General features: G+C 63.4%; 21 protein-coding genes and 1 riboswitch. Of the genes, 16 read left to right on the top strand and 5 right to left on the bottom strand.

What is annotated here, in order from left to right; genetic code table 11:
- Window positions 1-58 precede the first annotated feature (58 nt).
- From K728_RS0101720 to K728_RS0101710, 3 genes are all read right to left on the bottom strand, one after another.
- A complete protein-coding gene (locus K728_RS0101720; protein WP_024475651.1) occupies window positions 59-1,534 on the bottom strand; it encodes a hypothetical protein in 1,476 nt (491 codons plus the stop codon).
- A 145-nt stretch (window positions 1,535-1,679) separates the two neighbouring features.
- Window positions 1,680-3,458, bottom strand: coding sequence for a murein biosynthesis integral membrane protein MurJ (murJ, locus tag K728_RS0101715; RefSeq protein WP_019482060.1), 1,779 nt, complete (start codon window positions 3,456-3,458; stop codon window positions 1,680-1,682).
- A gap of 45 nt (window positions 3,459-3,503) precedes the next feature.
- On the bottom strand, window positions 3,504-4,034 hold the full coding sequence (locus K728_RS0101710) for an NUDIX hydrolase (RefSeq protein ID WP_024475650.1): 531 nt from the start codon (window positions 4,032-4,034) through the stop codon (window positions 3,504-3,506).
- A 149-nt stretch (window positions 4,035-4,183) separates the two neighbouring features.
- On the opposite strand from K728_RS0101710, the gene K728_RS0101705 reads away from it, so the two are divergent.
- Together K728_RS0101705 and K728_RS0101700 are read left to right on the top strand one after the other, a co-directional pair.
- Window positions 4,184-5,623, top strand: coding sequence for a CCA tRNA nucleotidyltransferase (locus K728_RS0101705; RefSeq protein ID WP_024475649.1), 1,440 nt, complete (start codon window positions 4,184-4,186; stop codon window positions 5,621-5,623).
- Window positions 5,620-6,267, top strand: a complete 648-nt coding sequence (locus K728_RS0101700) for a histidine phosphatase family protein (RefSeq protein WP_050994851.1) — start codon at window positions 5,620-5,622, stop codon at window positions 6,265-6,267. Before K728_RS0101705 ends, K728_RS0101700 begins: the two co-directional genes overlap by 4 nt.
- 33 nt (window positions 6,268-6,300) lie before the next feature.
- Here the strand turns inward: K728_RS0101700 and K728_RS0101695 are convergent, their stop codons facing one another.
- Window positions 6,301-7,455 (bottom strand): DUF418 domain-containing protein, encoded by a 1,155-nt coding sequence (locus tag K728_RS0101695; RefSeq protein ID WP_162148010.1) that lies wholly within the window; start codon window positions 7,453-7,455, stop codon window positions 6,301-6,303.
- A gap of 495 nt (window positions 7,456-7,950) precedes the next feature.
- Here K728_RS0101695 and K728_RS0101690 point away from each other — a divergent pair, with 495 nt between their 5' ends.
- The 4 genes from K728_RS0101690 to K728_RS0101675 all read left to right on the top strand — a co-directional run bounded on the left by K728_RS0101690 (window position 7,951) and on the right by K728_RS0101675 (window position 12,384).
- Window positions 7,951-8,262 (top strand): hypothetical protein, encoded by a 312-nt coding sequence (locus K728_RS0101690; protein ID WP_019482065.1) that lies wholly within the window; start codon window positions 7,951-7,953, stop codon window positions 8,260-8,262.
- A gap of 271 nt (window positions 8,263-8,533) precedes the next feature.
- The gene (mshA, locus tag K728_RS0101685; protein WP_024475647.1) at window positions 8,534-9,781 is read left to right on the top strand and encodes a D-inositol-3-phosphate glycosyltransferase; all 1,248 of its coding nucleotides are present in this window, start codon (window positions 8,534-8,536) and stop codon (window positions 9,779-9,781) included.
- Window positions 9,782-9,829: 48 nt separating this feature from the next.
- The gene (locus tag K728_RS0101680; RefSeq protein ID WP_019482067.1) at window positions 9,830-10,594 is read left to right on the top strand and encodes a phosphatase; all 765 of its coding nucleotides are present in this window, start codon (window positions 9,830-9,832) and stop codon (window positions 10,592-10,594) included.
- 98 nt (window positions 10,595-10,692) lie between these two features.
- A complete protein-coding gene (locus tag K728_RS0101675) occupies window positions 10,693-12,384 on the top strand; it encodes a formate--tetrahydrofolate ligase (protein WP_019482068.1) in 1,692 nt (563 codons plus the stop codon).
- A gap of 158 nt (window positions 12,385-12,542) precedes the next feature.
- Here the strand turns inward: K728_RS0101675 and K728_RS0101670 are convergent, their stop codons facing one another.
- Entirely contained in the window at window positions 12,543-13,628 is a 1,086-nt protein-coding gene (locus K728_RS0101670) for an inositol-3-phosphate synthase (RefSeq protein ID WP_024475646.1), read from the bottom strand.
- A gap of 177 nt (window positions 13,629-13,805) precedes the next feature.
- On the opposite strand from K728_RS0101670, the gene K728_RS0101665 reads away from it, so the two are divergent.
- From K728_RS0101665 to K728_RS0101620, 10 genes are all read left to right on the top strand, one after another.
- A complete protein-coding gene (locus K728_RS0101665; protein ID WP_019482070.1) occupies window positions 13,806-15,251 on the top strand; it encodes a glycosyltransferase family 87 protein in 1,446 nt (481 codons plus the stop codon).
- Window positions 15,248-16,336, top strand: a complete 1,089-nt coding sequence (locus K728_RS0101660) for a lipid II:glycine glycyltransferase FemX (RefSeq protein ID WP_019482071.1) — start codon at window positions 15,248-15,250, stop codon at window positions 16,334-16,336. The genes K728_RS0101665 and K728_RS0101660 overlap by 4 nt, the downstream gene beginning before the upstream one ends.
- On the top strand, window positions 16,329-17,795 hold the full coding sequence (locus K728_RS0101655; RefSeq protein ID WP_019482072.1) for a phytoene desaturase family protein: 1,467 nt from the start codon (window positions 16,329-16,331) through the stop codon (window positions 17,793-17,795). Before K728_RS0101660 ends, K728_RS0101655 begins: the two co-directional genes overlap by 8 nt.
- An 89-nt stretch (window positions 17,796-17,884) precedes the next feature.
- On the top strand, window positions 17,885-18,064 hold the full coding sequence (locus K728_RS0101650) for a CsbD family protein (RefSeq protein WP_019482073.1): 180 nt from the start codon (window positions 17,885-17,887) through the stop codon (window positions 18,062-18,064).
- A gap of 165 nt (window positions 18,065-18,229) precedes the next feature.
- Window positions 18,230-18,332, top strand: a riboswitch (glycine riboswitch).
- Window positions 18,333-18,491: 159 nt separating this feature from the next.
- Window positions 18,492-21,329 carry an aminomethyl-transferring glycine dehydrogenase gene (gene gcvP, locus K728_RS0101645; protein WP_019482074.1) on the top strand — a complete coding sequence of 946 codons (2,838 nt, stop codon included), beginning with the start codon at window positions 18,492-18,494 and terminating at the stop codon, window positions 21,327-21,329.
- A gap of 64 nt (window positions 21,330-21,393) precedes the next feature.
- Window positions 21,394-22,500: a glycine cleavage system aminomethyltransferase GcvT gene (gene gcvT, locus K728_RS0101640; protein WP_019482075.1), complete on the top strand. Its 1,107-nt coding sequence runs from the start codon at window positions 21,394-21,396 to the stop codon at window positions 22,498-22,500.
- A gap of 35 nt (window positions 22,501-22,535) precedes the next feature.
- Complete coding sequence (gcvH, locus tag K728_RS0101635) at window positions 22,536-22,919, top strand: glycine cleavage system protein GcvH (protein WP_019482076.1); 384 nt, start codon at window positions 22,536-22,538, stop codon at window positions 22,917-22,919.
- Window positions 22,916-24,244 (top strand): serine hydroxymethyltransferase, encoded by a 1,329-nt coding sequence (gene glyA / locus K728_RS0101630; protein WP_019482077.1) that lies wholly within the window; start codon window positions 22,916-22,918, stop codon window positions 24,242-24,244. Before gcvH ends, glyA begins: the two co-directional genes overlap by 4 nt.
- A gap of 8 nt (window positions 24,245-24,252) precedes the next feature.
- Window positions 24,253-25,626: an L-serine ammonia-lyase gene (locus K728_RS0101625; RefSeq protein WP_019482078.1), complete on the top strand. Its 1,374-nt coding sequence runs from the start codon at window positions 24,253-24,255 to the stop codon at window positions 25,624-25,626.
- Window positions 25,627-25,629: 3 nt separating this feature from the next.
- Window positions 25,630-26,442 (top strand): methylenetetrahydrofolate reductase, encoded by an 813-nt coding sequence (locus tag K728_RS0101620; protein ID WP_024475645.1) that lies wholly within the window; start codon window positions 25,630-25,632, stop codon window positions 26,440-26,442.
- Window positions 26,443-26,532 lie beyond the last annotated feature (90 nt).

Genomic DNA, 26,532 nt, shown 5'->3' with positions numbered 1-26,532 from the left:
CGCGTCAGGGTCAAGCTTATTCCGTCCGCGAAGCGCACCGCTCAACAAAAGGTGAAGTTTAGGAGACGCTGATCTCCGCTATCCGGACGCCCCAGGGGAAGATGGCCTGAACGTTGGTCAAACGCGGAAGCTGGGTGAGGTTGACAATGACGTACTGAGCGGTGGCGGGCTCGCCCTCCGCGCCTGGTGGGACAGGGATGTTGATTGTCGGCCCGGTGAAGGAGCTCTGCGCAATCTGATCTGCGCCGTCGAGGGTCGGCTCATCATTGAGGAGGACAGTGAAACTGCCACCGGAGCCGTTGAGTTGCTCGATCTGGATCTGGCTGATGGTCGACTCCTCTTCGAGTTCGACGACAAGAGCCATGCTCTGGGCCAAGCCGCCAAAAGTCTCGTTCGCGAAGACGAGGGAGCCCCAGAAACTGCCAGGATTACCATCGATAATCAGGGGAAGGTCCGCGTCAGTTTCGGCGTTCAACTCTGCATTATCGGGGACGAGGCGTGTCACATTCGCGGGGACTGGCTCAACTGCTTCCACCGTTGGTTCTGGAGTTTCCTCAGGGCCTTCGGCAGGGGTGGTTGCGACGTCGTCGGTCGGTTCCTCTTCCACCTGAGCGGTGGTGGTCTCGGCGCCCGCTAGGGGGTCAGGCGAAAAGTAGTTGCTGAGCTGGTTGACGGCCAGGGCAACGACGGTCACCAGGATGATCGCGAGCACCACTCCGACGAGGACCCGGGTGTACTTCGGGTTGTTTCCCTCGTCATCGTCCTCAGCTGTGTCGTATTCGTCGTAATCTTCAGGTGCTCCGCCACCGGAGGCGGCTGCAGCAGGAAAGTGTGACGCGGCCCGGCCGGAATCGTCTGTCCGCTTTGCATCGGCGTCGTAGTCGCTTTCTGACCAGAGGGACACCTTGGGCTGGTCGCTGCCGCGGGGCGCAGATGCCGGCGGCGGAGGAACCGCTGACGAAGCGGACGCCGGGTTGGCTGAGGCGGGGGTGGCAGCGTCAGCGCCGGAGGCTCCCGCAGTGACACCCGCAGCGCCAGCAGCCGCGGCACCCTTGCCGAACTTCGGCAGCCGGGCCTTCGGCAGGCGGGACTTCTTTTCGGGCTGGTCGTCGTCGTAGTAGTCGTAATCGTCGTCGTCATCGTAAGTCTCGGGTTCGGTGGAGCGGGGCCCGCCGAAGATTTCCGATCCAAGGGTATCGGTGAAAAATGGTTCGACAAACGGTGCATCCTGAGGGACAACGAGATCCAACAAGTCGGCTGGGGAGGCACGGTTGGTGACCAGATAGGTGCTCTCGTCGGTGACGCCCAGATCAAGGACCTGGATGTTCCCCGCCCGTTCACCAGTGGCCACTTCACGGGCGGTAGCGGCTATTTGGCTGGCGTTGGAAGCTGAAGCGACCAGGATGCTGACTGGCCGATTCAATACCTGGTCCATACCGTCGAGCACGAGGTCCCGGTCAGCAGAAGCCAGTACGTAGGCGGTGACCTTGTAGCGGCCTCCCAATACTGATCCGACGTCTACTGGTTGTGGCACGTGTTCCTCCCGTGGAATGAATGGATTCTCGGGCGACGAACAGCATCCTGTTCAGCGCGTGAAGTCAATTGCAGATGATTCCCACCAATGCTACCGGTCAGTACCGTGGATCCGCGGGTTTTCGGCTCGCATGCCGGTGCCGAGTTCACTTGGTGCGAGTGAATCGGGACAAGAGGGGAGCCAGGAAGTCATCCAGCTCCCTAATGCGCAGAACCTTGAGCATGAGCAGGTAGACAAGCGCCATCAGCGTGCCACAAACGGCGAGCACGCTGAAGGCGGCCAGGACCGATTGCCAGACAAAGCCTTCGATGCTGTAGCCACCGAAAAGCCAGAGCGCCCCGGTACCAACTGCAGCGGACGCCATCCCGGCGAGGACAAGCCGAACATGGACATCGTAGACGCGGCCCGCACCGTAAGAGCCGATCTTGCGCACCAGGAACGTGTGGCTGACGACGACGGCGATGATGTTGCCCAGCGAGTAGCTGACAGCCAGCAGTGGGACAATGTATTCCGGCGCAAAAGTCCCGGATATCAATGCCAACGCCACCCCGATTACAGACAGGATGAGCTGGATGCGTAGCGGAGTCACGGCGTCCTCGGCCGCGTAGAAGACCCGGTTCAGGAAGAAGTTGGCACTGAGGAAAGGTGCCCCGATGGCCAGCAGGGAAATGAGCACGGCGTTGAGTGCTCCGTCCGGTCGGATCCCACCCGAGAACAGCATCCCCAGTGGTACTGCCAGCGCCAGTAGAACTGCCGCACCGAAAACTGTTGCTACCCCCATAATGCGAAGGCCACGTGACAGTGTCTCCTTGATTAAGGCCAAATCGTTGCGACTATGGGCCGCCGCCAGCTGATTGAACATCACCGTGGCGATAGAGAGGGCGATCACGGAATGGGGCAGGACGTACACCATTGTTCCGATGTCAAGGTTGAAGGGTCCCGCAATCTGCTGCGGCGGCACCCTGGCGAGATAGTCCGGCCGTGCTTCGGCGGCAATTGAGGCAACACGGATGTTGACCAGGTACAAGCCGTTGCCTACAAGCATGGTGATGATGGTGATGGAAGCCAGTTTGCCGGTGCGACCCAATCCCACCCCCCGCCACCCGAATGTTGGCTTGAGGCCCAGCCCGAGCCTCTTCAGCGGCCAGAAGAGAACCAATGCCTGAATGATGATCCCGAGAGTGGTACCTCCCGCGAGCAGCAGTGTCTGGGACGAGGTCCACGAGTCCGGTGTGTGCGAGCTGTCGAGTTGCGAGCCCATCAAAACAATGAAAGACACCAGCGCAGCAATTGACACGATATTGTTTGCGACCGGCGCCCACATATAGGGGCCAAAGGAGCCATTGGCGTTGAGGACCTGACCGATAATCGCGTAGAGGCCATAGAAAAAAATCTGTGGGAGGCACCAATACGCAAAAATGGTGGCTAGCGCCAGACGCTCACCCGAAAAGTCGGTGACCAGGGTCATGATCAGGGGTGCGGCGAGAGTGACCAAAGCAGTCAGGACCAGGAGGACTATGACAGCGAGGGTAATGAGGCGACTGATGAAGTCGGCTCCCCGATCAGGGTTTTGCGTAGCTTTAATAATCTGCGGCACCAGGACGGCGTTGAACACCCCGCCGGCAACCATGAGATAGATGAAATTCGGCAGGCTATTGGCTATGGAGAATGCATCCACCACCCCGCCGGAGGCGCCGAGCGCCGTCGCAAGGAGGGCCACCCGGACCAGTCCGAGCACTCGGGACACAAGGGTTCCCGCCGCCATGATGGCGCTCGAGCGCGCTGTTGTATCCGGGGCTTCAGTGGAAGAGTGCGCGCCGTCGTCGGCTGAGGTGGCAGCAGTGTCGCCAGATTGAATTGCGCGGCGGCTGGGCAGTACCCCAGCGTCCTGCACGGGGAGGGAGGCTGTGTTTGAGTCCGACATCGTTGTCTATCGTCTCACCACTGGCCCCGTGGCGATAACGCGGACTTACAGGTAGTCCGGGAGGACTTCCCGGGCCAGGTCAGCGATGCGGCGCTCATTGGGGAAGGAGAGCTTCTTTCCCAGCTCAGCCAGGGGAACCCACGCCACATCGACTGCTTCGTGGTCCGGGTCATTCTCGATGGTGAGCCGGCCACCAGTGGAGATCAGGAGATAGTGGTGAACTGTTTTATGAACGCGGTGCCCACTGACGGTGAACCAGTAATCGATACTGCCCAAGGCAGTAAGAATGCGGCCCTTGATGCCGGTTTCTTCCTCGATTTCCCGCACCGCAGCTTCGGAATTGTTTTCTCTACCTTCGGGATGACCTTTCGGAAGGCACCACTCGAGTCGGCCGCCACGGTTCAGCCGGGCAATGATCGCTACGTTGAGCTGGTCATCGGAGGTATCGACCACTATGCCGCCTGCTGACACTTCCTCGACGGTCGGCAGCGACTGGTGGACCTGGGGCGCGCCAGCACTGCCCATTGACACTGTCAACGGGGTCCGCTTGGGTGCGCTTGGAACAGGACGGTCCATGCAGTCCACTCTAACGATCTTTCGCTTCGGTTGATGACGATCCATAAGCTCCGCCGTCCTGCTGGGCCGGTACCCGCGTGTCGGCCGTCCCCGGCCCCGGCCGCCCCCATAGTGGAATTTGCCGTGGCATCTGGCACCCTTTAAGCACTATGGTGCACCTGTTAGACAACTCAACCCTTACCGCTCCGCTCCCCCCGGTTGTTACCGAATTGGGACGGCTCTTCGTTGCCGCCGGACATGAACTGTCGCTGGTGGGCGGGCCTGTCCGCGACCTCTTCCTGCACCGCACCTCCCCGGATCTCGACTTCACCAGTAACGCCACACCGGACCAGACCCTGAATGTCATCCGCGGGTGGGCCGATTCCTACTGGGAGATCGGCAGAGATTTCGGCACTATCGGACTCCGTAAGGGCGGCTTCATGATCGAGGTGACCACCTATCGGGCGGAGGCTTACGACCCCGCGTCCCGTAAACCGGTTGTCGCTTTCGGGGACACCCTGGAGGATGATCTGCTGCGCCGTGACTTCACCATCAACTCCATGGCGCTCCGGCTTCCATCGATGGAGCTGGTGGATCCCTATGGGGGCCTCCGGGACCTGAAAACGGGGGTGCTGCGGACCCCCGGGGCACCGTCGTCGTCGTTCTCGGATGACCCCCTGCGCATGATGCGGGCCGCACGCTTCGCCTCCCAACTGGGGGTCGAGGTGGCCCCTGAAGTGTCCGAGGCGATGGCTTCCATGGCCCAACGCATCACCATCATCTCCGCCGAGCGGGTCCGCGACGAACTGGTGAAACTGGTCCTGGGGGACGCACCTCAACGGGGCATTGACCTGATGGTGGAAAGCGGGTTGGCCGACTACGTGCTTCCCGAGGTGGCGGCGTTGCGTCTGGAAATCGATGAGCATCACCGTCACAAGGATGTCTACCAGCACTCGTTGACTGTGCTCGAGCAAGCCTGCCGCCTGGAGACGGGCGCCGACGGGGCCGTCCCCGGGCCTGACTTCGTGCTGCGGTTTGCTGCGTTGATGCACGACGTCGGCAAACCCGCCACCCGTAAATTTGAGCCCTCCGGGGCGGTCAGCTTCCGGCACCATGACATGGTGGGATCCAAGCTCACCGCAAAACGGATGAAAGCCCTGCGTTTCGACAACGACTCGATCAAGGCTGTGTCGCGGCTGGTGGAGCTGCACATGCGGTTCTACGGCTACGGGGAGGCCGGTTGGTCCGACTCCGCGGTGCGCCGGTACGTCAACGATGCGGGGAGTCTGCTGGAACGGCTGCACCGGCTGACGCGTTCGGACGTCACCACCCGGAATCAGCGTAAGGCAGAGCGGTTGGCCTTCGCCTACGACGACCTGGAAGCGCGAATCGAGGCGCTGGCCGAACAGGAGGAACTGGAATCCATTCGCCCGGACCTCGACGGAGCGCAGATCATGGGACTACTGAACATCAAACCCGGCCCGGTGGTTGGCCGGGCGTACCGATTCCTGTTGGAGGAACGAATGGAACATGGACCTCAGTCGGCCGAAGAAGCCGAGGCGTTGCTCCGCACCTGGTGGGCGTCACAACCAGAGTCGGCGACACCATGAGCCTCTCCGGCGCAGCCTCACCAGACCTGACACCAGCAGGAACTCCACTACCGCACCTCTGGCTGATGCGGCACGGGGAAACCGAGTGGTCCCGGGACGGCAACTACACGGGCCTCACCGACCTTCCCTTGACCGCCAGCGGGGAAAAGCAGGCGGTCGACGCTGCACGGCACCTCAAAGGGATCACGTTCGACGCTGTTTTGTCCTCACCGTTGCAGCGCGCGGTCCGGACCGCGCATTTGGCGGGCTTTCCTGATCCGGAGATTCTTCCGCATGCGCACGAGTGGGATTACGGCGACAACGAAGGACGCAACAGCGCCACGGTTCGCGCGGAGAATCCCGGGTACCTGATCTGGAATGACGGAGTGCCGAACGGTGAAACCCTCGCCCAGGTTGCTGGGCGCGCTGACCGGATCATCTCAACGGTCCAGGCCGGCTGCGGCACCCCAGCAGACCAGGATCCTTCCGCGCACCCGGCCCGTAACGTTTTGCTTGTCGCGCACGGGCACTTCCTGCGGGTGGTCGCCGCGCGGTGGCTGGAGATGGATCCCGGCCAGGGCCGACGGTTCGTCCTCGGTACTGCGGCGGTGTGCGCACTGGGATGGGATAAGCGGACACCCGCCATTGTGCACTGGAATCTCTGACACCCGACTCAAGCCGTCCGGTGGGTGAACCTGTCAGGCTGGAGGGTGCCGTTCCTGCGGCGAATAGGTAACGCGTCTCAGCAGCGCCTCCATTGGGCCGATGCCAAACCGCGATAACCAAAGTCGGCTCAGCACCACCTGGGCACCAAACAGGACGACGACGACCATCATCACCCAGGCGGGCGGCAAGACATTGGTCAGCCCCAGCCCAACACCGGTGAACACGATCACGAGCACCAGCGACTGGCCCAGATAGTTGGTCAACGCCATTCGTCCCGCCGGAGCCAGCGCGCCCAGGACGTTTTGTCCTGGCGGGGAACGAAAAGCCAACAACAACAAACACACGTACCCGGCCGTCTGGAGGGGCGCGGTCAACGTGGTGATGCCGGTCGATACAAGAGAAAAGCGGTCGTGGTCGGCGTAATACAGCAAGGCGGACTGGGCCCCAGCGGCGAGCAGCCCAATCGGCAGACAGACGATGGCAATCCGGCGCAGCGTTGAACTGCTCAGGGGTCGCTCAAGTATCCCTTTCCGGGCGGCGGCGAGACCCAGAAGGAACATCGCCAGGGACAGGGGCCCCTGGAAAAGCATCACTGAGGGAAGGGCGATGAGATAGTTTTCCACATTCGCTGCCAGGGCTGATCCCGGACTTTCCGTGAGGGCCGCAACGCTCGGGGCGGGGATCACGCCGTCGTCGACTGGATTGTTGACAGTAGCGACGAAGGCTCCCACCAGGGTCAACAGCAGTGACATGCCCACGGTAATACCGGCCGCGATCAGGACGGACATCCGCGCTCGGATGGTCCGCAAACTGAACAGCACCACCCCCATCACTGCATAGGTCAACAGGATGTCGCCGAAAAACAGCAGGAAGCCATGAGCCAGCCCGAGCATCGCGAGCCCCGCCAAACGGCGCAGCATGCGAGGCCCCAATGGCACTCCCGCCCGGGCGGCGGCCCGCTCCTGCAGGGCGAAGCCGTACCCGAAGAGAAACGCGAACAGTATGTAGAACTTGCCTTCAAACAGCATCGTCACGAGGAACCGGACTGCAATGTCCGCCGGCGACGAATGGTCGGGGCTGATGTCTCCGGCGAACGCCCAGGGGTCGGCGAAGAACCAGATATTCACTGTCAGTATGCCGAAAAGCGCGAAGGCACGCAGACCGTCGAGCTCTCGGAGCCTATCCACGACTGCCCCCATCTCACTGGTCAGGACCTGCAGTCGCAGGATGCTGTCAGCCTAGCCCGGGACGCGCCCACCGGGCTGAAGACGGGGCTGGCTCCCTGAAAGTTCCGGGGTGGGCAAAACATTTGAGAATTGTCAGTCAAAAGCCTAGGCGATCACCGTCCCGTGCGGTACTTTTGATTTGTGCCATTGGGAGTTCTCAATCGAGTGATCGCTTGATGAATTTCGGCACTGTCTCTATTGGCGCACTAGATGAAAGGGAGGTGGGAACTGTGAATACAAAGCTACGCCGATCGTTTACCGCGTACACCAGTCCGGCCTCCGTTGCTGCGCATTAGCTAGCTGCTGATTCGGTCGCCCTCCCACCTGGCGGGAGGCGACCCATTTTCGGTATCCCTTTTGATGCTCAGGCGGTTTCCGCCGCCCTGCTGCGTGCGCTGTTTGCCCGCCCTCCTCGATTGAGGATTCCCTTTGCACCATCAAATTCAGGAGACCCCTGTGTCCACTTTGCTGACCAGTTCCACTTCCCCTGCCGTCTCACCAGTTACCCCCGGCAACCCCATCCGGGCGCATGGCGAATTCATCATGGCTGGCAATTTCACCGCCACCGGGGATCCGGAAACTGGTATACCCGATTCGCCAATCACAGTCATGCCCAACTATGCCTCTCGAGAGGAGGTGCAAATCATGTTGAAGAAGCTCAGGGACAGTGTGTCCCTGTGGAAACGAATACCCGAGCCACCCCCGCCTGTCGCGAGGGACACGGTTGACCGTCTTGTCCTGCCGCAGCACACCATGTACGTCAAGTAGCTGGTTCATCCACGCTGCGAATGGCCCGGTTCTGACCTTGTTGACCACCCGCGAAGGAGGATCTGATGCAAGTCATTAGTCCCACCAATCGAGAAGCCCGCGCTTCCCAGCGCGGGCTTCCGCCTTTAACGCGCGCGAATATTCGGCACTCTGCAGCATGACACGGAATGTGCAGCCTGCACGGCACGTTATATGGTCAGTAGCGGCGGCAAAACGTCAGACAATTCAAGCGCTCGACAAGTTCGAGAGCAATCAGGGGAGAGGAGATCTTATGCCTCCGGTAAAGCGTGTGGCGATGCTCTCCCTGCACACCTCCCCGCTGGATCAGCCGGGGGCTGGCGACGCCGGTGGAATGAATGTTTATGTGCGTTCCCTGGCCCTGGAATTGGCTCGTGTCGGAATTGACGTCGAAATCTTCACCCGTGCAGCCTCCGAAGGGCAACCGCACTCCGAGGAATTCGCGCCGGGGGTCATCGTCAGACACCTTCGGGCGGGACCGCAGCGTAAGGTTCCCAAGGAACAACTGCCGGGCCTGTCCGAATCGTTCACCGATGCTATCGCCGAGGTGACCGACCTCCTGGCGGATGGCCACTTCGACGTCATCCACTCCCACTACTGGGTTTCCGGAAGTGTCGGTCTTACCGTCGGGGCCAGTCTCAACCTTCCCCTGGTGCACTCGATGCACACCATGGCACGCGTCAAGAACATTCGCCTGCACGCTGGTGGTACACCGGAGCCGGATGTCCGGGTTGCCGGGGAACAGGCAATTGTCGATGGCGCCTCCCGCCTGATCGCCAACACTTCCACCGAGGCAGCCGAGCTGGAATCCCTGTACGGTGCTGCACCCGAAAGAGTGGACATCGTGGCGCCCGGCGTTGATCTTGAGACGTTCAACCCCGAGTCACGCACCGAATCCCGGGCATCCCTCAATTTCGCGCCTGACGCTTTTCACGTGGTATTCGCGGGACGAATCCAGAAACTGAAGGGACCGCAGGTGCTGGTCGCGGCCGCCGCCGACCTCGCGGCACGTCGCCCGGACATCCCGTTGCAGCTCAGCATTCTGGGCTCGGGCAGCGGCGCGGAGGCACTGCGGTTGCAGCCCCTCATTGACGACGTCGGGCTCCAGGACAGGGTGAGACTCTACCCGCCAGTCCAGGCGAACCAGCTGGCCCATTGGTTCCGAGCGGCGGACCTCGTGGCGATGCCCTCCTTCACTGAATCATTCGGGCTGGTGGCGCTCGAGGCGCAGGCGTGCGGCACCCCGGTGCTAGCCGCCAATGTGGGAGGCCTGCCGCAGGCCATCAGCGACGGCCGGACCGGCACCCTGGTCAACGGTCACACCCCTGAGCTGTGGTCAGCTGCACTTGAAACCATGTACGACGACGCCGCGACCCGCGCGTCACTTGGCAGGGGCGCCGCTATTCACGCCCTTGCTTTCGGGTGGCAGCGTACCGCGCTCCTGACAGCGCAAAGCTACCGCACCGCCGTCGAGCGGTTCGAAGAAGCCGCAGCGCGCTGATAGTCCCGGCGGCGTTCGCCCGCAAACGAGTTCACCTAGGATGGTTCTGTGAACTCCACCGAACTTGCTGCCTACCTTGACTCTGTCCAAATCACTGGAGCGGTAGCCACCCCGCGTGAAGACAATCTGCGGCACATGCAGCTATTCCTCGAGGGCAGCGAACACCTCGAGTTTGGTGTCCGCACCACCCGCCCATGGAACTTCGATGAGGTTTTCGACCTGATGAGTGACCGGGTAGGGATCAGCCCGAACCGTAACCACGTGACGGGGCAGGACACCATCGACTCGGCCCGGTGCGTGGCCGCGCTGGACCGGTTTGGGTCCGTTTTCGGAGCCGCTGTGGCGGCCAGGCATCGCATCCTCTTCGCAACCGGGCACCCTGCAGGCCTGCTCCCGGTGCATGCGGCCCTGGCCGCTGCGGCCCGCCGGGCCGGGGCAACGGTGGTCGAGGTACCCGAGGGGCAACAGTTCAGGCAGGGTGACATCCGGCAACTTTTCGGGGTCCTGGTCTGGCATCAGCACGGCGGGCTGGCGCACACTCACTCGCCGGAACCAATGCAGCTTAGCCTCGAACTGCTCGCGGAACTCGGCGAGCCAACCCCTGACCTGGTGGTGGCCGACCACGGCTGGGCTGGGTTCGCCGCCAGCGCAGGAATCCCAGCGGTGGGGTTCGCCGACTGCAACGACCCGGGATTGTTCGTCTCCGAGGCAGAGGGGCAACTCAAGGTAGCGGTTCCCCTTGACGACAACGTGTCCCCAGGGCTCTACGAACCCATGATCGCCTACCTGTTGCGGCGGTCCGGGCTCAGCTGAATCGCGGATGCCGCTGGTAGATTTGACGCTGTGCCCAGACCCGCGGCACCTTATGGGACTCACTCCCGACGCGCCACAAGCCCAGAGGACTGTTGACAATGAAGTCTTTGCCCACCCCAACGAGCGACCTGGAAGTCGCCCGTAACGCAGCCATCCAACCCATAGACGACATTGCTGCCAAAGCTGGCATACCGGCCGCAGCACTCGAACACTACGGTCGGTACAAGGCCAAGATCGATACGGCAAAGCTGCTTCCAAACCCCGGGAAGCCCGCCGGCAAAGTGGTTCTGGTGACCGCAATGAGCCCCACGCCCGCCGGTGAAGGAAAGTCGACCTGCACGGTTGGCCTGGCGGACTCTTTGGCACGAAGCGGACGTAATGTCATGATCGCTTTGCGGGAACCATCCCTCGGGCCGATCCTGGGCATGAAGGGCGGCGCCACCGGGGGCGGCTATTCGCAGGTCCTACCGATGGAGGACATCAACCTGCACTTCACTGGTGACTTCCACGCGGTCACCAGCGCCAACAACGCATTGATGGCGCTGGTGGACAACCATATTTACCAGGGCAACCAGCTGAACATCGACCCGCGACGGATCACCTTCAAGCGGGTCCTGGACATGAATGACAGGGCCCTGCGCGAGGTGGTGATTGGATTGGGTGGGCCAACACAGGGCACCCCCCGACAGGACGGCTTCGACATCACGGTTGCGTCAGAGATTATGGCGGTGTTCTGTCTCGCCTCGGATCTGCAGGACCTCAAGCACCGGCTGGCGAAAATCACGTTCGGTTACACCTTCGACCGTAAACCAGTGACGGTGGGGGATCTGGGCGTGGAGGGCGCGTTGACCCTGCTCCTGCGGGATGCGATTAAACCGAACCTCGTCCAGAGCATTGCCGGTACGCCCGCCCTCGTCCACGGTGGCCCGTTCGCCAACATCGCACACGGCTGCAACTCGGTCATCGCCACGAGCACTGCCCGCCAACTTGCCGACATCGTGGTCACTGAGGCTGGGTTTGGAGCCGATCTGGGTGCCGAGAAGTTCATGGACATCAAGGCGCGGTACGCGGACGTGGCGCCGGCCGCCGTCGTCATCGTCGCCACCATCCGTGCCCTGAAGATGCACGGCGGTGTGGCCAAGACCGATCTGCGGAAGCCTGATCCGGCCGCACTGGAGTCGGGGGTCGCCAACCTGCGCCGCCATGTCCACAACGTGGAGAAGTTCGGTATTACCCCGGTGGTGGCAATCAACCGGTTCGCAACCGACCCCGAAGAAGAGTTGGACTGGCTACTCGAGTGGTGCGCTGCTGAAGGAATCGAAGCCGCTGTGGCTGATGTCTGGGGACAGGGCGGCGGTGGATCCGGCGGGGACGAACTCGCGGCGAAGGTGCTGACCGCTTTGGCAGGGCCGCAGAGCTTCCGTCACCTGTACCCGCTTGAGCTTTCGGTGGAGGAAAAAATCAGGACCATCGTGCAGGAAATCTATGGGGCTGACGGCGTCGACTTCTCAGTGCCGGCGCTGCGGAGGCTGGCAGAGATCGAAGCCAACGGTTGGGGTGGGCTGCCGGTCTGCATGGCGAAGACCCAGTACTCCTTCTCCGATGATCCTGCGATGCTCGGAGCCCCGAAGGGATTCACGGTGCACGTCCGCGATCTGATCACCAAGACCGGTGCCGGATTCATTGTGGCGCTGACCGGCACGGTCATGACGATGCCGGGGCTGCCGAAGGAACCGGCCGCGATGCGCATGGACGTCGACGACGACGGCGGCGCGGTCGGCCTGTTCTAGGTCACGGGCCCTCGCGGCGCCCATCTTGTGGTGTGCCCTGGCGGCGCGCAGCCACCGGACGCCCGTGGGCGCGGTGGGCATGGGGCGGAAAATTACCACCCCACAGGTCCACCGCGCCCACGCAGGCGGTCGAAGGCTGCGGTAGCTAGACCCGCAGGCTAGCGGTCAAGCTCTCCACGGATGAAGGCTTCAACCTTCTCGTGGGCGATATCGTCGGCGTACTGTTCCGGTGGCGACTTCATGAAGTAGCTCGACGCCGAAAGCAGTGGACCACCAATCCCGCGATCGAGGGCGATCTTCGCCGCACGGATGGCGTCGATGATCACACCGGCAGAGTTCGGCGAATCCCATACCTCGAGCTTGTACTCCAGGGAGACGGGCGCGTCGCCAAAGTTGCGTCCTTCGAGACGGACGAACGCCCATTTGCGGTCATCCAGCCAGGCTACGTAGTCGGACGGACCGATGTGGACGTTCCGCTCGCCCAGATCAGCCTGCACATTGGACGTGACAGCCTGTGTCTTGGAAACTTTCTTGGACTCCAACCGGTCGCGTTCCAGCATGTTCTTGAAGTCCATGTTGCCGCCGACATTGAGCTGGTACGTGCGGTCCAGGGTGACGCCCCGGTCCTCGAAGAGCTTTGCCATCACACGGTGGGTGATCGTTGCACCGATCTGGCTCTTGATGTCGTCGCCAACGATGGGAACACCGGCGGCAGTGAACTTGTCAGCCCACTCCTTGGTGCCGGCAATGAAGACGGGCAGCGCGTTGACAAAGGCCACCTTCGCGTCGATGGCGCACTGTGCGTAGAACCGTGCCGCGTCTTCGGACCCGACGGGCAGGTAGCAAACCATGACGTCGACCTTGTTGGCCTTGAGCTCGGCGACGATGTCGACTGGCTCCGCGTCGGATTCCACGATGGTCTCGCGGTAGTACTTGCCCAGACCATCGAGGGTGTGGCCCCGCTGTACCTTGATGCCGGTCGTCGGTACATCGGCGATCTTGATGGTGTTGTTCTCGCTGGCACCGATGGCGTCGGCGAGGTCCAGCCCCACCTTCTTGCCATCGACGTCGAATGCGGCAACGAACTCAACGTCATTGACGTGGTACTTACCGAATTCGACGTGCATCAGGCCTGGTATCGACGCCGTAGCGTCCGCATCCTGGTAATAACGTACGCCCTGCACCAGTGACGCCGCGCAGTTGCCGACACCAACGATTGCCACCCTAATGGGGTTAGTTCCCACTGTTCTCCTCTTGAATCACTTCTTATGCCGACCCGCCGGATTTCTCCCGTAACAGATCGAACAGCTAATCCAGTCTACTTCTTATTCCTAACACCCGATCTTCCCGAAGCATTCCAGCATCCTGATAGATAGGCCAAATTCGCTGTGAATGACGTACTTGATCGGTAGGCTTCAGGCATGGGAACCGGTCAGTCCCGGCGGCGGCCGGTGCGCATCTCGGCGCCGTCGCGTGCCGATGCACTGTTGCGGGAATTCACTGAACTGATCGGTGGCCCGCTGGGCCGGAAGACCAGCCCGGGCACGATTGATCCCGGGACATTCACGGTGGAACGCGTGCTGATCCTGCTGACGACGACGGCGGCGGTGCTTGCCGCTCTGATTAGGAACCCCTGCCGGGTCGAGGGATGGTTGGGCCCGGACCGCTATTACATGGCCTGCCATTCGCAGTGGCCCGACGCCTTTGCGGATCTCGGTGATGGGGCATCCTTCCTGCAGCTGGGTCACTCCGCGCTGACGGGAGCCTTTGCGGGAGTGACCGCTCACCTCGTTCCCGCAGGAAGCACGTTGAGGTATTACGACCTGCATTCGGTGCTGGCGGTTGCAGCGTGGCTGGTCACCGTCTACGCGACCGTGCGAATGACCAACCGGCGGCCGTGGGATGCGGCGATGGTCGCCGTCGCACCAATGATTGTGTTGACCGGGTTCCTCGGCTGGGATCTCTGGGCGGTGATGTTTACCGCGCTGGGAATGTTGGGTTTTGCGCGTGGGAGCTTCGTCCTGGCCGGAATCTTCCTCGGTCTCGGCACGGCCGCTGCAGGCTACCCGTTGCTGATCTTCGCCGCAGTCTCACTGCTGGCGTGGCGCACCCGCCTCTTCAGGGGCGCTGCACTGACGGGAATCGTGCTGGCTGCAACCTGGTTGGCGGCCAATCTTCCCTTTGCTTTGTACGACCCGCGGGGGTGGACAACCCACGTCGCGGAGGCGTTGACCGCGGAGGCCGGACCTTCATCAGTCTGGTTTGCCTACAATTCGATGATCGCCCGTGTGGGTGGCTGGGAAATGAGTGCTGCCACAACCACGGTGCTGGCGGCCGTGGCGTTCACCCTCCTCGGGGTCGGTATCGCTGCGCTTGCGCTGATGGCGCCCCGGCGGCCACGACTGGCCCAGCTGGCGCTGCTCCTGGTGGGAGCGCTGATTCTGACCGGCAAGGAATACTCGCCCCAGTACGCGCTCTGGCTGGTACCACTGGTGGCGCTTGCCTATCCGAAGTGGCGGACCTTTCTGACCTGGCAACTCTTTGAAGCGGCCCACTGGTGGGCTCTGATGATGTACCTCGCGCGGGAGGCCAGCGGCGGCGACCAGCAGAACAACATTGATTTGCCGTACTACCTACTGGCCGTCATCGGACATATGCTGGCAACGGCATATATTATGTACCGCGTGATTGAGGGCATTATCGACCCCCGTCAGGATCCCGTACGGCGCCTCGACATTGACGATCCCCAGGGTGGCCCTTTCGATCACGCACCTGACCATCGGCGATCCGGCCGTCGCCACGTCGCATCAATCGGCACTCGGGTACGCTTGAGCCGACCCGCCCCTGAACCGAAAGATCATCCGTGACCGCAGTTGCCCTTCGCTTTGAGAAACTCAGCACGGAAGGCTTCGAAGCCCTGTCGTCGGCCCACCCGGCAGTGCTGATCCCGCTCGAACAGACCCCCCAGTGGGCGGCATTCGAATCCAGCCGCGGGCGCACTCCCTATGGCATCTGGGCCTACTACGACGGCGTCACCCTGGTCGCCGTCGCCAGCTACCTCTGGAGCAGCAGGCGGTTCAGGAAGTCGCTGGTCGCGGTGAATGGGCCAGTCTGGTTCACCGAGCGCACATCTGACACCGAAGCACGCCTGCTGCAGACCGTCAGGGCGCAGTTCGGGGCGGACCCGGCCGTCAAGCCCCTCTATGTTCGGCTCCAGGTCCAGCATCTGCAGGATCCGGCGACCGGACCAATCGAGCATGGCTGGTACGAGCGGGAGATCGTCGTTGACCTCACCCCCAGCGAAGCCGAAATCTACAAGGCGTTCAAACCAAATGCACGCAACAGCATCCGTCGGGCTGAACGGGCCAGCGTCGAGATCCGCAGCATCGAGCGAGCCGACTGGTCGGCTGTCTTCAGCTCCGAACTGTTCCCCATCTTGGAAGAGACCGCCGCCCGCGATGGCTTCACCAGTTTCGAGTCAGCCTATTACGAGCAACTCCTGGAGCAACTCGGTGATCATCTCCGCCTCATGGTCGCCTACCTCGACGGTCAGGCGATCAGCTGGCTCATCACCACCGAGTACCGTGGCTATTCGGTGTACTACTTCGCGGCGAGTACCCAGGCGGCCCGGAAGTTATTCGCCCCCTATCTCCTCCTGTGGCACGCTTTCAAGGAGCTCAAAGCGGCAGGCAATCGTAGCTGTGGGTTGACTGGCATCGTCAGCGAGAACTACCCACAGCTCAGCAACGTAACCACCTTTAAACGGAACTTCTCCAAGAACATCGTCGAGGTTCCGACCACCTACGATGTGCCCCTGGACCCGCTTCGCTACCGCGCGGTTGCCCTAGCGCTCAAGGCGCGGCGCACGTTGCCGTTAGCCGTACGATCGCTCACCGCATCAGCCAAGACCCGCACCGGGTCCCTGTTGCGACGGCGGCCCAGCGATGACTGACGCAGCAGTAGTCGGGTCGGGCCCCAACGGGCTTGCTGCAGCAGTTGTCCTTGCCCGCGCGGGCCTCAGCGTCACGGTTTACGAGGCAGCGACGACGATTGGCGGCGGAGCCCGCACCGGTGAACTTGAGCCGGGCCACCTGCACGATCTCTGTTCGGCCGTGCATCCAATGGCTCTTGCCTCCCCGTTCTTCTCCCAATTCGAACTGCAGCGGCGAATCGACTTCGCTGTGCCGGATATTTCCTACGCTCACCCACTCGACGGCGGTCGGGCCGGGGTTGCGTTCCGCGACCTTGCGCGTACCACCGACGGGCTGGGGCGCGACGGCCCCGCCTACCGCAGGCTCATGGAGCCCCTCGTACGGAACATCGAAGGCACCCTCGATGTAGCGCTGAATCACCTGCTGCGGGTGCCACGCCACCCCATTGCGGCGGTGCGGTTTGGCCTGGCCGCCCTCGATCAAGGGACACCGCTCTGGAACCGGCGGTTCAGCACTGACGCAGCCGCAGCACTGTTCACCGGAGTCGCGGCCCACCCGGTGGGCACCCTGCCGTCCCTCCCCGCTGCCGGAGCCGGACTGACTCTGGGCGCGCTGGCACATGCCGGCGGCTGGCCAATCCCACTGGGTGGGTCCCAGTCAATCGCCAACGCCATGGCCGATGACATTCGGGCGCACGGCGGGAACATTGTTGCCGACCACGCAGTGCAGTCCCTGTCCGAACTGAGGGGCGTTCCGCTGGTCCTGCTGGATGTTGCCCCGCCCGGGCTGCTCGAGCTAGCGGACGGCAGGCTTCCCCGCAGCTACGAACGAGCCCTCGAACGATTCCGGTTCGGTGATGGCGCCTGCAAGGTGGAATACATCCTGTCCGGTCCAGTGCCGTGGAGCAACGAGGATGTTGCACACGCCGGAACCGTTCATCTGGGCGGTACCCGCGACGAAATTGTCGCCTCCGAAGCCCAGGTGGCCGCCGGTAAACACGCCGATAACCCGTACGTTCTGCTCTCCCAGCCGTCGCTGTTTGACCCGTCCCGTGCCCCCAAGGGCCGACATGTCCTGTGGACCTACTGCCACGTCCCCAGTGGTTCCACCCATGACATGGCCGATGCCATTACCGCGCAGATCGAACGCTTCGCACCGGGCTTCCGCGACGTCGTCGTCAGTTCGTTCACGACGACGGCGGCCGAGCTGGCTACGTCAAACGCCAACTATGTGGGGGGCGACTTCGGGGGAGGAGCAGTGACCCTTTCGCAGATGCTGGCGCGGCCGGTGTTGTCTCCCGCTCCCTGGCGGACGCCGCTGGATGGTGTGTTCCTGTGTTCGGCGTCGACACCGCCCGGGCCGGGAGTCCACGGAATGGGCGGCTACCATGCGGCACGGCTGGCCCTGAAGCAGGTGTTCGGGCTGGCGGTTCCGCCGCTCGGCGTGGGTCTCCAAGCGGATCGGCGAACTTTACCGTGAGGATTCTCGGAGCGGCACGTCCTACTCCTGTAGGTACTTTGTGAGAGCTGACCTATCGAGCTATCACCTACCAAGAGAGAAGGATGTCCATGAGCTTCATTGATAAGGCGAAAAACAAGGCCGAAGAACTTACCGGCAAGGCAAAGGAAGCCGTCGGTGATGCCACTGACAACCAGGACCTGTCGCGTGACGGCCAGGTCGATCAGGGGTCGGCCCACACCAAGCAGGCCGGTGAAAACATCAAGGACGTCTTTAAGGGTGACAAGTAGCCTCTTTGGCGCCTAGAACCGTCGGTGGGGTCAATCAGGACATAGGGGGTCAAGATTTCCACCCCCAATCTCCAGATTGACCACCGATTCACCTGACCGGAGTTTTTGGCACTCCTGTCCGAGGCCTAGTAAGCTAGATCACGATTCTCATAATTTCATAGCCCTTGATCTGCAGCGGGAGAGTACTTCCGTAGACACACACTCCGGCAGGCGCCGTAGGAGCAAATCCTCCCCAGGAATCTCTCAGGCCCAGTACCGCTGCGGCTAGGCAACTCTGGAAAGCAGGCGGACGGATCCACGTCCACCTCACCGACGGTGCAAGCAGGCGTGTAGTTCTGCGGAATCTCTCAGGTCCCATACAGAGCGGGGAGGAACTCACCATAATCCGGGCAGACGCCGACGCCCGGACCTCATCAAGGGAGTTCCCATGACCGCTCAGCCCCTCACCGAATCAACCTTCGCCGATCGCCATATCGGCCCACGCTCCACCGACGCCGCCCAGATGCTCAGCCTGCTCGGCTACCCCAGTCTCGACAAACTGGTGGAGGTTGCGGTCCCCGCCAATATCCGCTCGGCCGAGCCGCTGAACCTCCCAGCCGCGCTGAGTGAGTCCCAGGTTCTGGCGCAGCTGCGCGACATCGCCGGTCAGAACACGACTGCCGTCCAGATGATCGGCCAGGGCTACTTCGACACCGTGACGCCACCGGTCATCCGCCGGAACGTCCTCGAGGCCCCCGCCTGGTACACCGCGTACACCCCGTACCAGCCGGAGATTTCCCAGGGCCGGTTGGAAGCCCTGCTGAACTTCCAGACCATGGTGCAGGACCTCACCGCCCTGCCCATCGCCAACGCTTCACTCCTCGACGAAGCCTCAGCCGTCGCTGAAGCTGCGCTCCTGATGCGCCGGTCCGGCAAAAACAAGGGCAAGACGGTGCTCGACGCCGACTGCCTGCCGCAGACGATCGCCGTCGTCCGCGGCCGCGCCGAAGCACTCGGCTTCGAGGTGGAGGTGGCGGATCTCAGCCAGGGACTGCCCGACGGTGATATCAACGGCGTCATCCTGCAGCAGCCCGGCGCCTCGGGTGCCCTCCGTGACCACCGGTCAGTGATCGCCGCAGCGCACGACGGCGGCGCCCTCGTCACCGTGGCGGCCGACCTGCTGGCGCTGACCCTGATCACACCTCCGGGCGAGCAGGACGCCGACATCGCCGTCGGGTCGGCCCAGCGATTCGGTGTACCCCTCTTCTTCGGCGGCCCCCACGCCGCGTACATGGCGGTCCGTAAGGGCCTTGAGCGGATGCTTCCCGGGCGGCTGGTCGGGGTGTCGAAGGACGCCGACGGCGCACCCGCCTACCGCCTCGCGCTGCAGACCCGTGAGCAGCACATCAGGCGGGAGAAGGCGACGTCGAACATCTGTACCGCTCAGGCGCTGCTGGCTATCGTCGCCAGCATGTACGCGGTCTATCACGGCCCCGATGGACTGAAGGCGATTGCCGCGCGCGTGCACTCACACGCCGCCCGGTTGGCTGCGACGCTCGCCGATACCGTCACAGTTGTCCACGCCGACTTCTTCGACACCATCCTGATCAACGTCCCTGGCAGGGCCAAGGAGTTCCAGGTCAAAGCCGAGGCTGCGGGCATCAACCTTCGCCTGGTAGACGAGGATCACCTCGGCGTCTCCTGCGACGAGACCACCACCGACGAGCACCTCGCAACCCTTGCGGGCGTGTTCGGCGTCGAACAACTTGCCGAGATCCACGGGCACGCCGGGGTCCCAGCCGACCTGGTCCGCACCTCGACCTATCTGACGCACCCGGTCTTCTCCAGCCACCGCTCGGAAACCCAGCTACTGCGGTACCTGCGCCGCCTCTCCGACAAGGACCTGGCGCTGGACCGCACCATGATTCCACTGGGTTCATGCACCATGAAGCTCAACGCCACAGTGGAGATGGAGCCGATCTCCTGGCCTGAATTCGCCACCATCCACCCGTTCGCCCCCGCGCACCAGACCGAAGGCTGGCGGTGGCTGATCGAGGATCTTGAGGACAAGCTCGCCGAAATCACCGGCTACGCCAAGGTGTCCATCCAACCCAACGCCGGCTCGCAGGGCGAACTGGCGGGGCTGCTTGCCATCCGTGGCTACCACCTCTCGCGCGGGGACCAGGATCGCAACGTTTGCCTGATCCCTTCCTCCGCCCACGGCACCAACGCGGCCTCGGCAGTGCTGTCCGGGATGAAGGTTGTGGTGGTCAAGACAGCCAACAACGGCAATATCGACCACGACGACCTCAAGGCGAAGATCGCCCAGCACGCCGAGCAGCTCTCGGCCATCATGATCACCTACCCCTCCACGCACGGTGTGTTTGAGGAAGACGTCAGGTGGGTCTGCTCGCAGGTGCACGACGCCGGCGGCCAGGTCTACATCGACGGCGCCAACCTCAACGCCCTGGTGGGCCTCGCGAAGCCCGGTGAGTTCGGCGGCGACGTGTCGCACCTGAACCTGCACAAGACCTTCTGCATCCCCCACGGTGGCGGCGGACCGGGCGTGGGCCCGGTGGCTGTTGCCGAGCACCTGGCACCGTTCCTGCCCGGCGACGCCGCAGCACCCGAGAGCGGGGATGCGGGGGTTCCGATCTCCGCCTCACGGTACGGTTCCGCCGGGGTGCTGCCGATTTCCTGGGCCTATGTGGCTCTGATGGGAGCCGAGGGCCTCACCTCAGCGACCGGGCATGCGCTGCTGGCCGCCAACTATGTTGCGGCTCGCCTGACTGAACACTTCCCCGTGCTTTACTCGGGCGAGAAGGGTCTGGTCGCGCACGAATGCATCCTGGACCTGCGGCCCCTGACCGCTGCCACCGGAGTGACCGCCGAAGACGTCGCCAAGCGGCTCATCGACTACGGATTCCACGCTCCGACCCTGAGCTTCCCCGTGGCCGGAACCCTGATGGTCGAGCCCACGGAGTCCGAGGACATTGGCGAACTGGACCGGTTCATCGACGCCATGATCGCGATCAAGGGTGAGATCGACCAGGTGCAGGCGGGCAAGTACTCGCTGGAGCAGAGCCCGCTCCGGCAGGCACCGCATACGGCATTCGCCCTGATCAGCGACACCTGGGACCAGGCGTACCCCCGGGAGTTGGCCGCGTACCCGGTCCGCGCGCTGAAGCACAACAAGTACTTCCCGCCGGTCCGACGCATTGACGGCGCGCACGGCGACCGCAATCTGGTGTGCTCCTGCCCGCCCATCGAGGACTTCGAAGACTGAAGCTAGTCCCCGCGCAGCCGCCGGCTGTCCGGGTTGACCCACACGCTCGATTGGAAGGATCACCATGACCAAGCAGACAGCCCTGTACGCCGAACATGAATTGCTCGGAGCCAGTTTCACCGACTTCGGTGGCTGGCAGATGCCCCTGAAGTACCGCAGCGAGCTCGAGGAACACCACACGGTCCGGCGCGCCGCAGGACTTTTCGACCTCTCCCACATGGGCGAAATCTGGGTCTCGGGAGCACAGGCCGCCGAGTTCCTGAACTATGCGCTGGTGGGCAACTTCGCCGCCATCGCCGTCGGCAAAGCCAAGTACTCGCTGATCTGCACCGAGGATGGTGGCGTGATCGATGACCTGATCGTCTACCGTCGGGCAGACGACCGGTACCTCGTGGTTCCCAACGCCAGCAACGCCGACACGGTCGCTGCCGCCCTGCAGGAACGGGCCGCCACCTTCGATGTGACAGTGGAGGACGTTTCCGAGAGCACGGCACTGATTGCCGTTCAGGGTCCCGCAGCCGAAGCAATCCTGCTGGAGATCGCCGCTACTGGGTCACGTCAACTGATCACTGACCTGTTGTATTACGCGGCCGTCGAGGTGGAGCTGGCGGGTCTGCAGGTCCTCCTGGCCCGCACCGGATACACCGGCGAAGACGGCTTCGAACTATTCATCGGCAACCCCGAGGCAGTACAGCTGTGGAAAGCGGTCGCCGCGGCCGGAGCCCAGCATCAGCTGGCACCCTGCGGTCTCGCCTCACGGGATTCGCTACGCCTGGAAGCGGGCATGCCGCTCTACGGCAACGAGCTCGGCCTGGACACCAACCCGTTCGAAGCAGGACTCGGCGGAGTGGTCAGCCTCAAAAAGACCGAGGACTTCGTCGGGAGGTCGGTGCTGGAGCCTCTTAAAGAAGCCACGCTGGAACGGAAACTGGTCGGTCTGCAGGGCGCCGGACGCCGGTCGGCCCGCGCCGGGTACGACGTCGTCGTCGACGGCTCGGTCGTGGGGACCGTGACGTCGGGCCTGCCCAGCCCCACCCTTGGCTACCCTGTGGCGATGGCTTATGTGAAGACCGAACTGGCCGAGCCGGGCACCGAGGTACAGGTTGATCTCCGAGGGAAGCCAGAACCGTTCACGGTGGTTGCCACGCCGTTCTACCGCCGCCAAAAATAGCCAGACTTTACATACCCTGAAAGGTATATACCCACGTGAGCATCATTAAATCAGGTCTCCGCTACTCAGCCGAGCACGAATGGATCCACACCCCAGCAGACGGCGCGGCCACCGTCGGCGTGTCAGCCATCGCCGCCGACGCGCTCGGCGACGTTGTCTATGTCAGCCTCCCCGAGGTGGGCGACACGGTGACCGCTGGCGAAAGTTGCGGCGAAGTTGAGTCGACCAAATCCGTCTCCGACCTTTACGCTCCCGTGACGGGAGAGGTCACCGAGATCAACCAGGACGCCGTCGACAACCCGGGCATTCTGAACGAGGATCCCTACGGAGCTGGCTGGTTGTTCAAGGTCACCGTCGCCAGCGAGGGCCCCCTGCTGTCCGCCGAGGAATACGCCACGAAGAACGGGATAGACGCATGAGCACCCTGACCGAGCTGGACACCATTGGCCACCTGAACGCGAATCTCGCCGATCTGGATCCGGAGGTGGCGCGCAGCATCGACGCTGAGCTCACCCGGCAGCGCAACGGACTGGAGATGATCGCCTCCGAAAACCACACCTCGGTCGCGGTGATGCAGGCGCAGGGCTCGGTGCTGACCAACAAGTACGCCGAGGGCTACCCGGGCCGTCGCTATTACGGTGGCTGCGAGCACGTCGACGTGCTCGAGCAGCTTGCCATCGACCGGGCAAAGGCCCTCTTCGGCGCGGCATTCGCCAACGTCCAGCCCCACTCCGGAGCACAGGCGAATGCCGCCGTCATGCACGCCCTGATCAAGCCCGGCGACACCATCATGGGCCTGAACCTGGCCCACGGCGGCCACCTGACCCACGGCATGCGGATCAATTTCTCCGGCCGGCTCTACAACGTGGTCCCGTACCAGGTGCGGGCCGATGACTACCGGGTGGACATGGACGACGTCGAACGCCTGGCCCGCGAGCACAAGCCGCAGCTCATTGTGGCCGGCTGGTCCGCCTACGCACGGCAGCTCGACTTTGAACGGTTCAGGAGCATCGCCGACGAGGTGGGCGCCTACCTCATGGTCGACATGGCGCATTTCGCCGGTCTGGTCGCGGCGGGACTCCACCCCAGCCCCGTGCAGCACGCCCACGTCACCACCTCGACCACGCACAAGACCCTCGCTGGCCCGCGCGGTGGAATCATCCTCAGCAACGATGCTGATATTGCGAAGAAGATCAACTCAGCGGTCTTCCCGGGACAGCAGGGCGGACCCCTCGAGCATGTCATCGCGGGTAAGGCCGTCGCCTTCAAGATCGCGGCATCAGCCGAGTTCAAGGAACGCCAGCAGCGCATCCTGGACGGCGCCCGGATCCTTGCCGACCGGCTCACTCAGCCGGACGTCGCCGCGCACGGCATCTCAGTGGTCAGCGGAGGTACCGACGTACACCTGGTGCTCGTGGACCTGCGTGACTGCGAGCTCGACGGCCAGCAGGCCGAAGACCGGTTGGCGCAGATCGACATCACCGTGAACCGCAATGCGGTGCCCTTCGATCCCCGCCCACCCATGGTCACGTCGGGGCTGCGCATCGGCACGCCAGCACTCGCGAGCCGCGGATTTGAGGCCGCAGCGTTCACCGAGGTGGCCAACATCATTGCTGAGGCCCTCATCGCTCCCGCCGATGCCGACCTCACGTCACTCACCCAGCGGGTTCAGGCGCTGGCCGCCCAACACCCGCTGTATGCCGACGTCGTGCCTTTCGGTGCGGGCACTCAGAATCACAGCTAAGGAACCCCATGCCTATTAGCGCCTTTGACTTGTTCAAAATTGGAATCGGCCCCTCCAGCTCCCACACCGGGGGGCCGATGACGGCTGCATTCCTTTACACGGAGCTGGTGGAGCAGCGGGGTATGGTGGATGCGGTGCAGCGGGTCGAGGTGGAACTGTTCGGGTCGCTGGGGGTAACCGGTCACGGGCACGGCACCGTCAAGGCGGTAATCCTGGGCCTGGAGGGTGAGCAGCCGCAACTGGTTGACCCCATCACGGCCGGTCCACGCGTGGATGAGGTGGGTGAGACCCGCCGGCTGCGGTTCGCTGGGCGGCGTGAGATTGACTTCGATCCGGAAGTCGACCTGATCATGCATCGCCGGAAGCGGCTGGACTTCCACACCAATGGCATGCGGTTCCACGCCTACGGAGCCGATGGGTCGGAACTGCTGGTCCGGGACTACTTCTCGGTGGGCGGCGGGTTTGTGCTGGACGAGGACCAGATCGGCGCGGACCCCGCCGCCGAGGCGACCGCCCCGGTGCAGCACCCCTTTGATACCGGCGAACAGCTCCTTGAGGTCTGCGCCGCGACCGGCAAATCGTTCTCCGAGATCGTGATGGCCAACGAGTTGTCCTGGCGCACCGAAGCCGAGGTGCGTGCCGGCCTGCTCGAAATCTGGGACGTCATGCAGGACACCATCCGCCGCGGATCCACCACCGACGGAATCCTGCCCGGCGGGTTGAACGTCCGACGTCGGGCAGCCACCCAGCTCAGGCTGCAGCAAAAAGCCGAGGATCCCAACGACAAGTTGAGCACCATGGAGTGGGTCACGCTCTTTGCACTCGCCGTCAATGAGGAAAACGCGGCTGGTGGCCGTGTGGTCACGGCACCGACCAACGGTGCCGCGGGGATCATCCCTGCGGTCCTGAAATATTATGTGGACTTCGTTCCGGGAGCCAACGACGACGGCGTCGTCCGGTTCCTGCTCGCGGCGACAGCCGTTGGTGCCCTGTTCAAGCGGAACGCCTCCATTTCCGGTGCCGAGGTCGGCTGTCAGGGCGAAGTGGGGTCGGCTTGCGCGATGGCTGCCGGCGCACTGGCTGAGGCGCTCGGCGGGACCCCTGAGCAGGTGGAGAACGCTGCCGAGATTGGCATCGAACACAACCTGGGCCTGACCTGCGACCCGGTGGGCGGTCTGGTGCAGATCCCGTGCATTGAACGCAATGCGGTCGGCGCCATGAAGGCCATCACTGCGGCCCGGATGGCGGTCCGGGGCGATGGCAAGCACCACGTTTCGCTCGACGTCGCGATCAAGACGATGCGGGACACCGGCGCCGACATGATGGACAAGTACAAGGAAACAGCCCGCGGGGGCCTGGCGCTGAACGTGGTGGAGTGCTGAACCATGGTTGACCACCCTGGGGGTCTTCCGCTCCGGGTGGAAATCATCCCGGGTAGCGGGGTCGTCGAGGCGCTCAAGGAACACCTGCCGCCGCCCGCGGTGGTGACGATCACCTGCCTCCCGCACCACGGAGCCGAGGAAACTGTAGATCTTGCCGTGCGCCTGGCCGGCCTCGGGTATCAGGCCGTCCCGCACCTGGCGGCCCGATCCATCGCGTCGCGCGGGCAGCTCACTGGCTTCCTGAGCCGGCTGCAGGCGGCCGGCGTTTCTGACATCTTCGTGATAGCGGGCGACGGCGGCTCGGCCNCGGGCCCCTATGCCTGGAGCGGGGCCCTGATGGAGGACATCGCCTCGATCGGCGGCGGGTCCTTCGTCCTGGGAGCTGCCGCCTACCCGGAGGGCAGGCCGGGAGCATCGGCCGGGGAGCTCACCGATTTGCTGCTGGCCAAACAGGAGCTATGTTCCTGGGCGGTCACTCAGCTTTGCTTCTCCGGACCAGTACTCGCAGCCTATGTGGCCGAGCTGCGCACCGCTGGAATTACCCTGCCTCTCTGGGCTGGGGTGCCGGGCGCCGTTGGCCGTGCCAGGCTGATCTCACTCGCCGCACGCATCGGTGTAGGTCCATCGCTGAAGTTTGCCAGGCGGTCCCTGACCGGCACCGGGGGTGGGTCGCTCGTGCGCAGCGTGCTGGCGCCGTCGTCGTACGACCCCTCGCCGCTGGTCCGGTCAGTCCTCGACTCGGGTGGTTTCGCGGGCCTCCACGTTTACAGCTTCAACAACCTTGCGCCGATCAGTCGGATCTTCACCGTCGGCTGACCACTGCCTATCCCACCGGGAGGCGGTCCGCCAGCGACCTGACCCACGGCTGATCACCGGTGACCCGATCCAGAAAAGGCCCTCGGCGTC

This window comes from Arthrobacter sp. CAL618 (assembly GCF_000468215.1).
Lineage (GTDB): Bacteria > Actinomycetota > Actinomycetes > Actinomycetales > Micrococcaceae > Arthrobacter_D.
The sequence above is the reverse complement of the archived record's forward strand: the minus strand, read 5'-3'. Positions and strand labels throughout refer to the sequence as shown.

Coding starts and splice junctions, on each gene's coding strand:
- murJ (WP_019482060.1), bottom strand. CDS start 3,458: ATGTCGGACTCAAACACAGCCTCCCTCCCCGTGCAGGACGCTGGGGTA.
- K728_RS0101710 (WP_024475650.1), bottom strand. CDS start 4,034: ATGGACCGTCCTGTTCCAAGCGCACCCAAGCGGACCCCGTTGACAGTG.
- K728_RS0101705 (WP_024475649.1), top strand. CDS start 4,184: ATGGTGCACCTGTTAGACAACTCAACCCTTACCGCTCCGCTCCCCCCG.
- K728_RS0101700 (WP_050994851.1), top strand. CDS start 5,620: ATGAGCCTCTCCGGCGCAGCCTCACCAGACCTGACACCAGCAGGAACT.
- mshA (WP_024475647.1), top strand. CDS start 8,534: ATGCCTCCGGTAAAGCGTGTGGCGATGCTCTCCCTGCACACCTCCCCG.
- K728_RS0101675 (WP_019482068.1), top strand. CDS start 10,693: ATGAAGTCTTTGCCCACCCCAACGAGCGACCTGGAAGTCGCCCGTAAC.
- K728_RS0101665 (WP_019482070.1), top strand. CDS start 13,806: ATGGGAACCGGTCAGTCCCGGCGGCGGCCGGTGCGCATCTCGGCGCCG.
- K728_RS0101655 (WP_019482072.1), top strand. CDS start 16,329: ATGACTGACGCAGCAGTAGTCGGGTCGGGCCCCAACGGGCTTGCTGCA.
- K728_RS0101650 (WP_019482073.1), top strand. CDS start 17,885: ATGAGCTTCATTGATAAGGCGAAAAACAAGGCCGAAGAACTTACCGGC.
- gcvP (WP_019482074.1), top strand. CDS start 18,492: ATGACCGCTCAGCCCCTCACCGAATCAACCTTCGCCGATCGCCATATC.
- gcvT (WP_019482075.1), top strand. CDS start 21,394: ATGACCAAGCAGACAGCCCTGTACGCCGAACATGAATTGCTCGGAGCC.
- glyA (WP_019482077.1), top strand. CDS start 22,916: ATGAGCACCCTGACCGAGCTGGACACCATTGGCCACCTGAACGCGAAT.
- K728_RS0101625 (WP_019482078.1), top strand. CDS start 24,253: ATGCCTATTAGCGCCTTTGACTTGTTCAAAATTGGAATCGGCCCCTCC.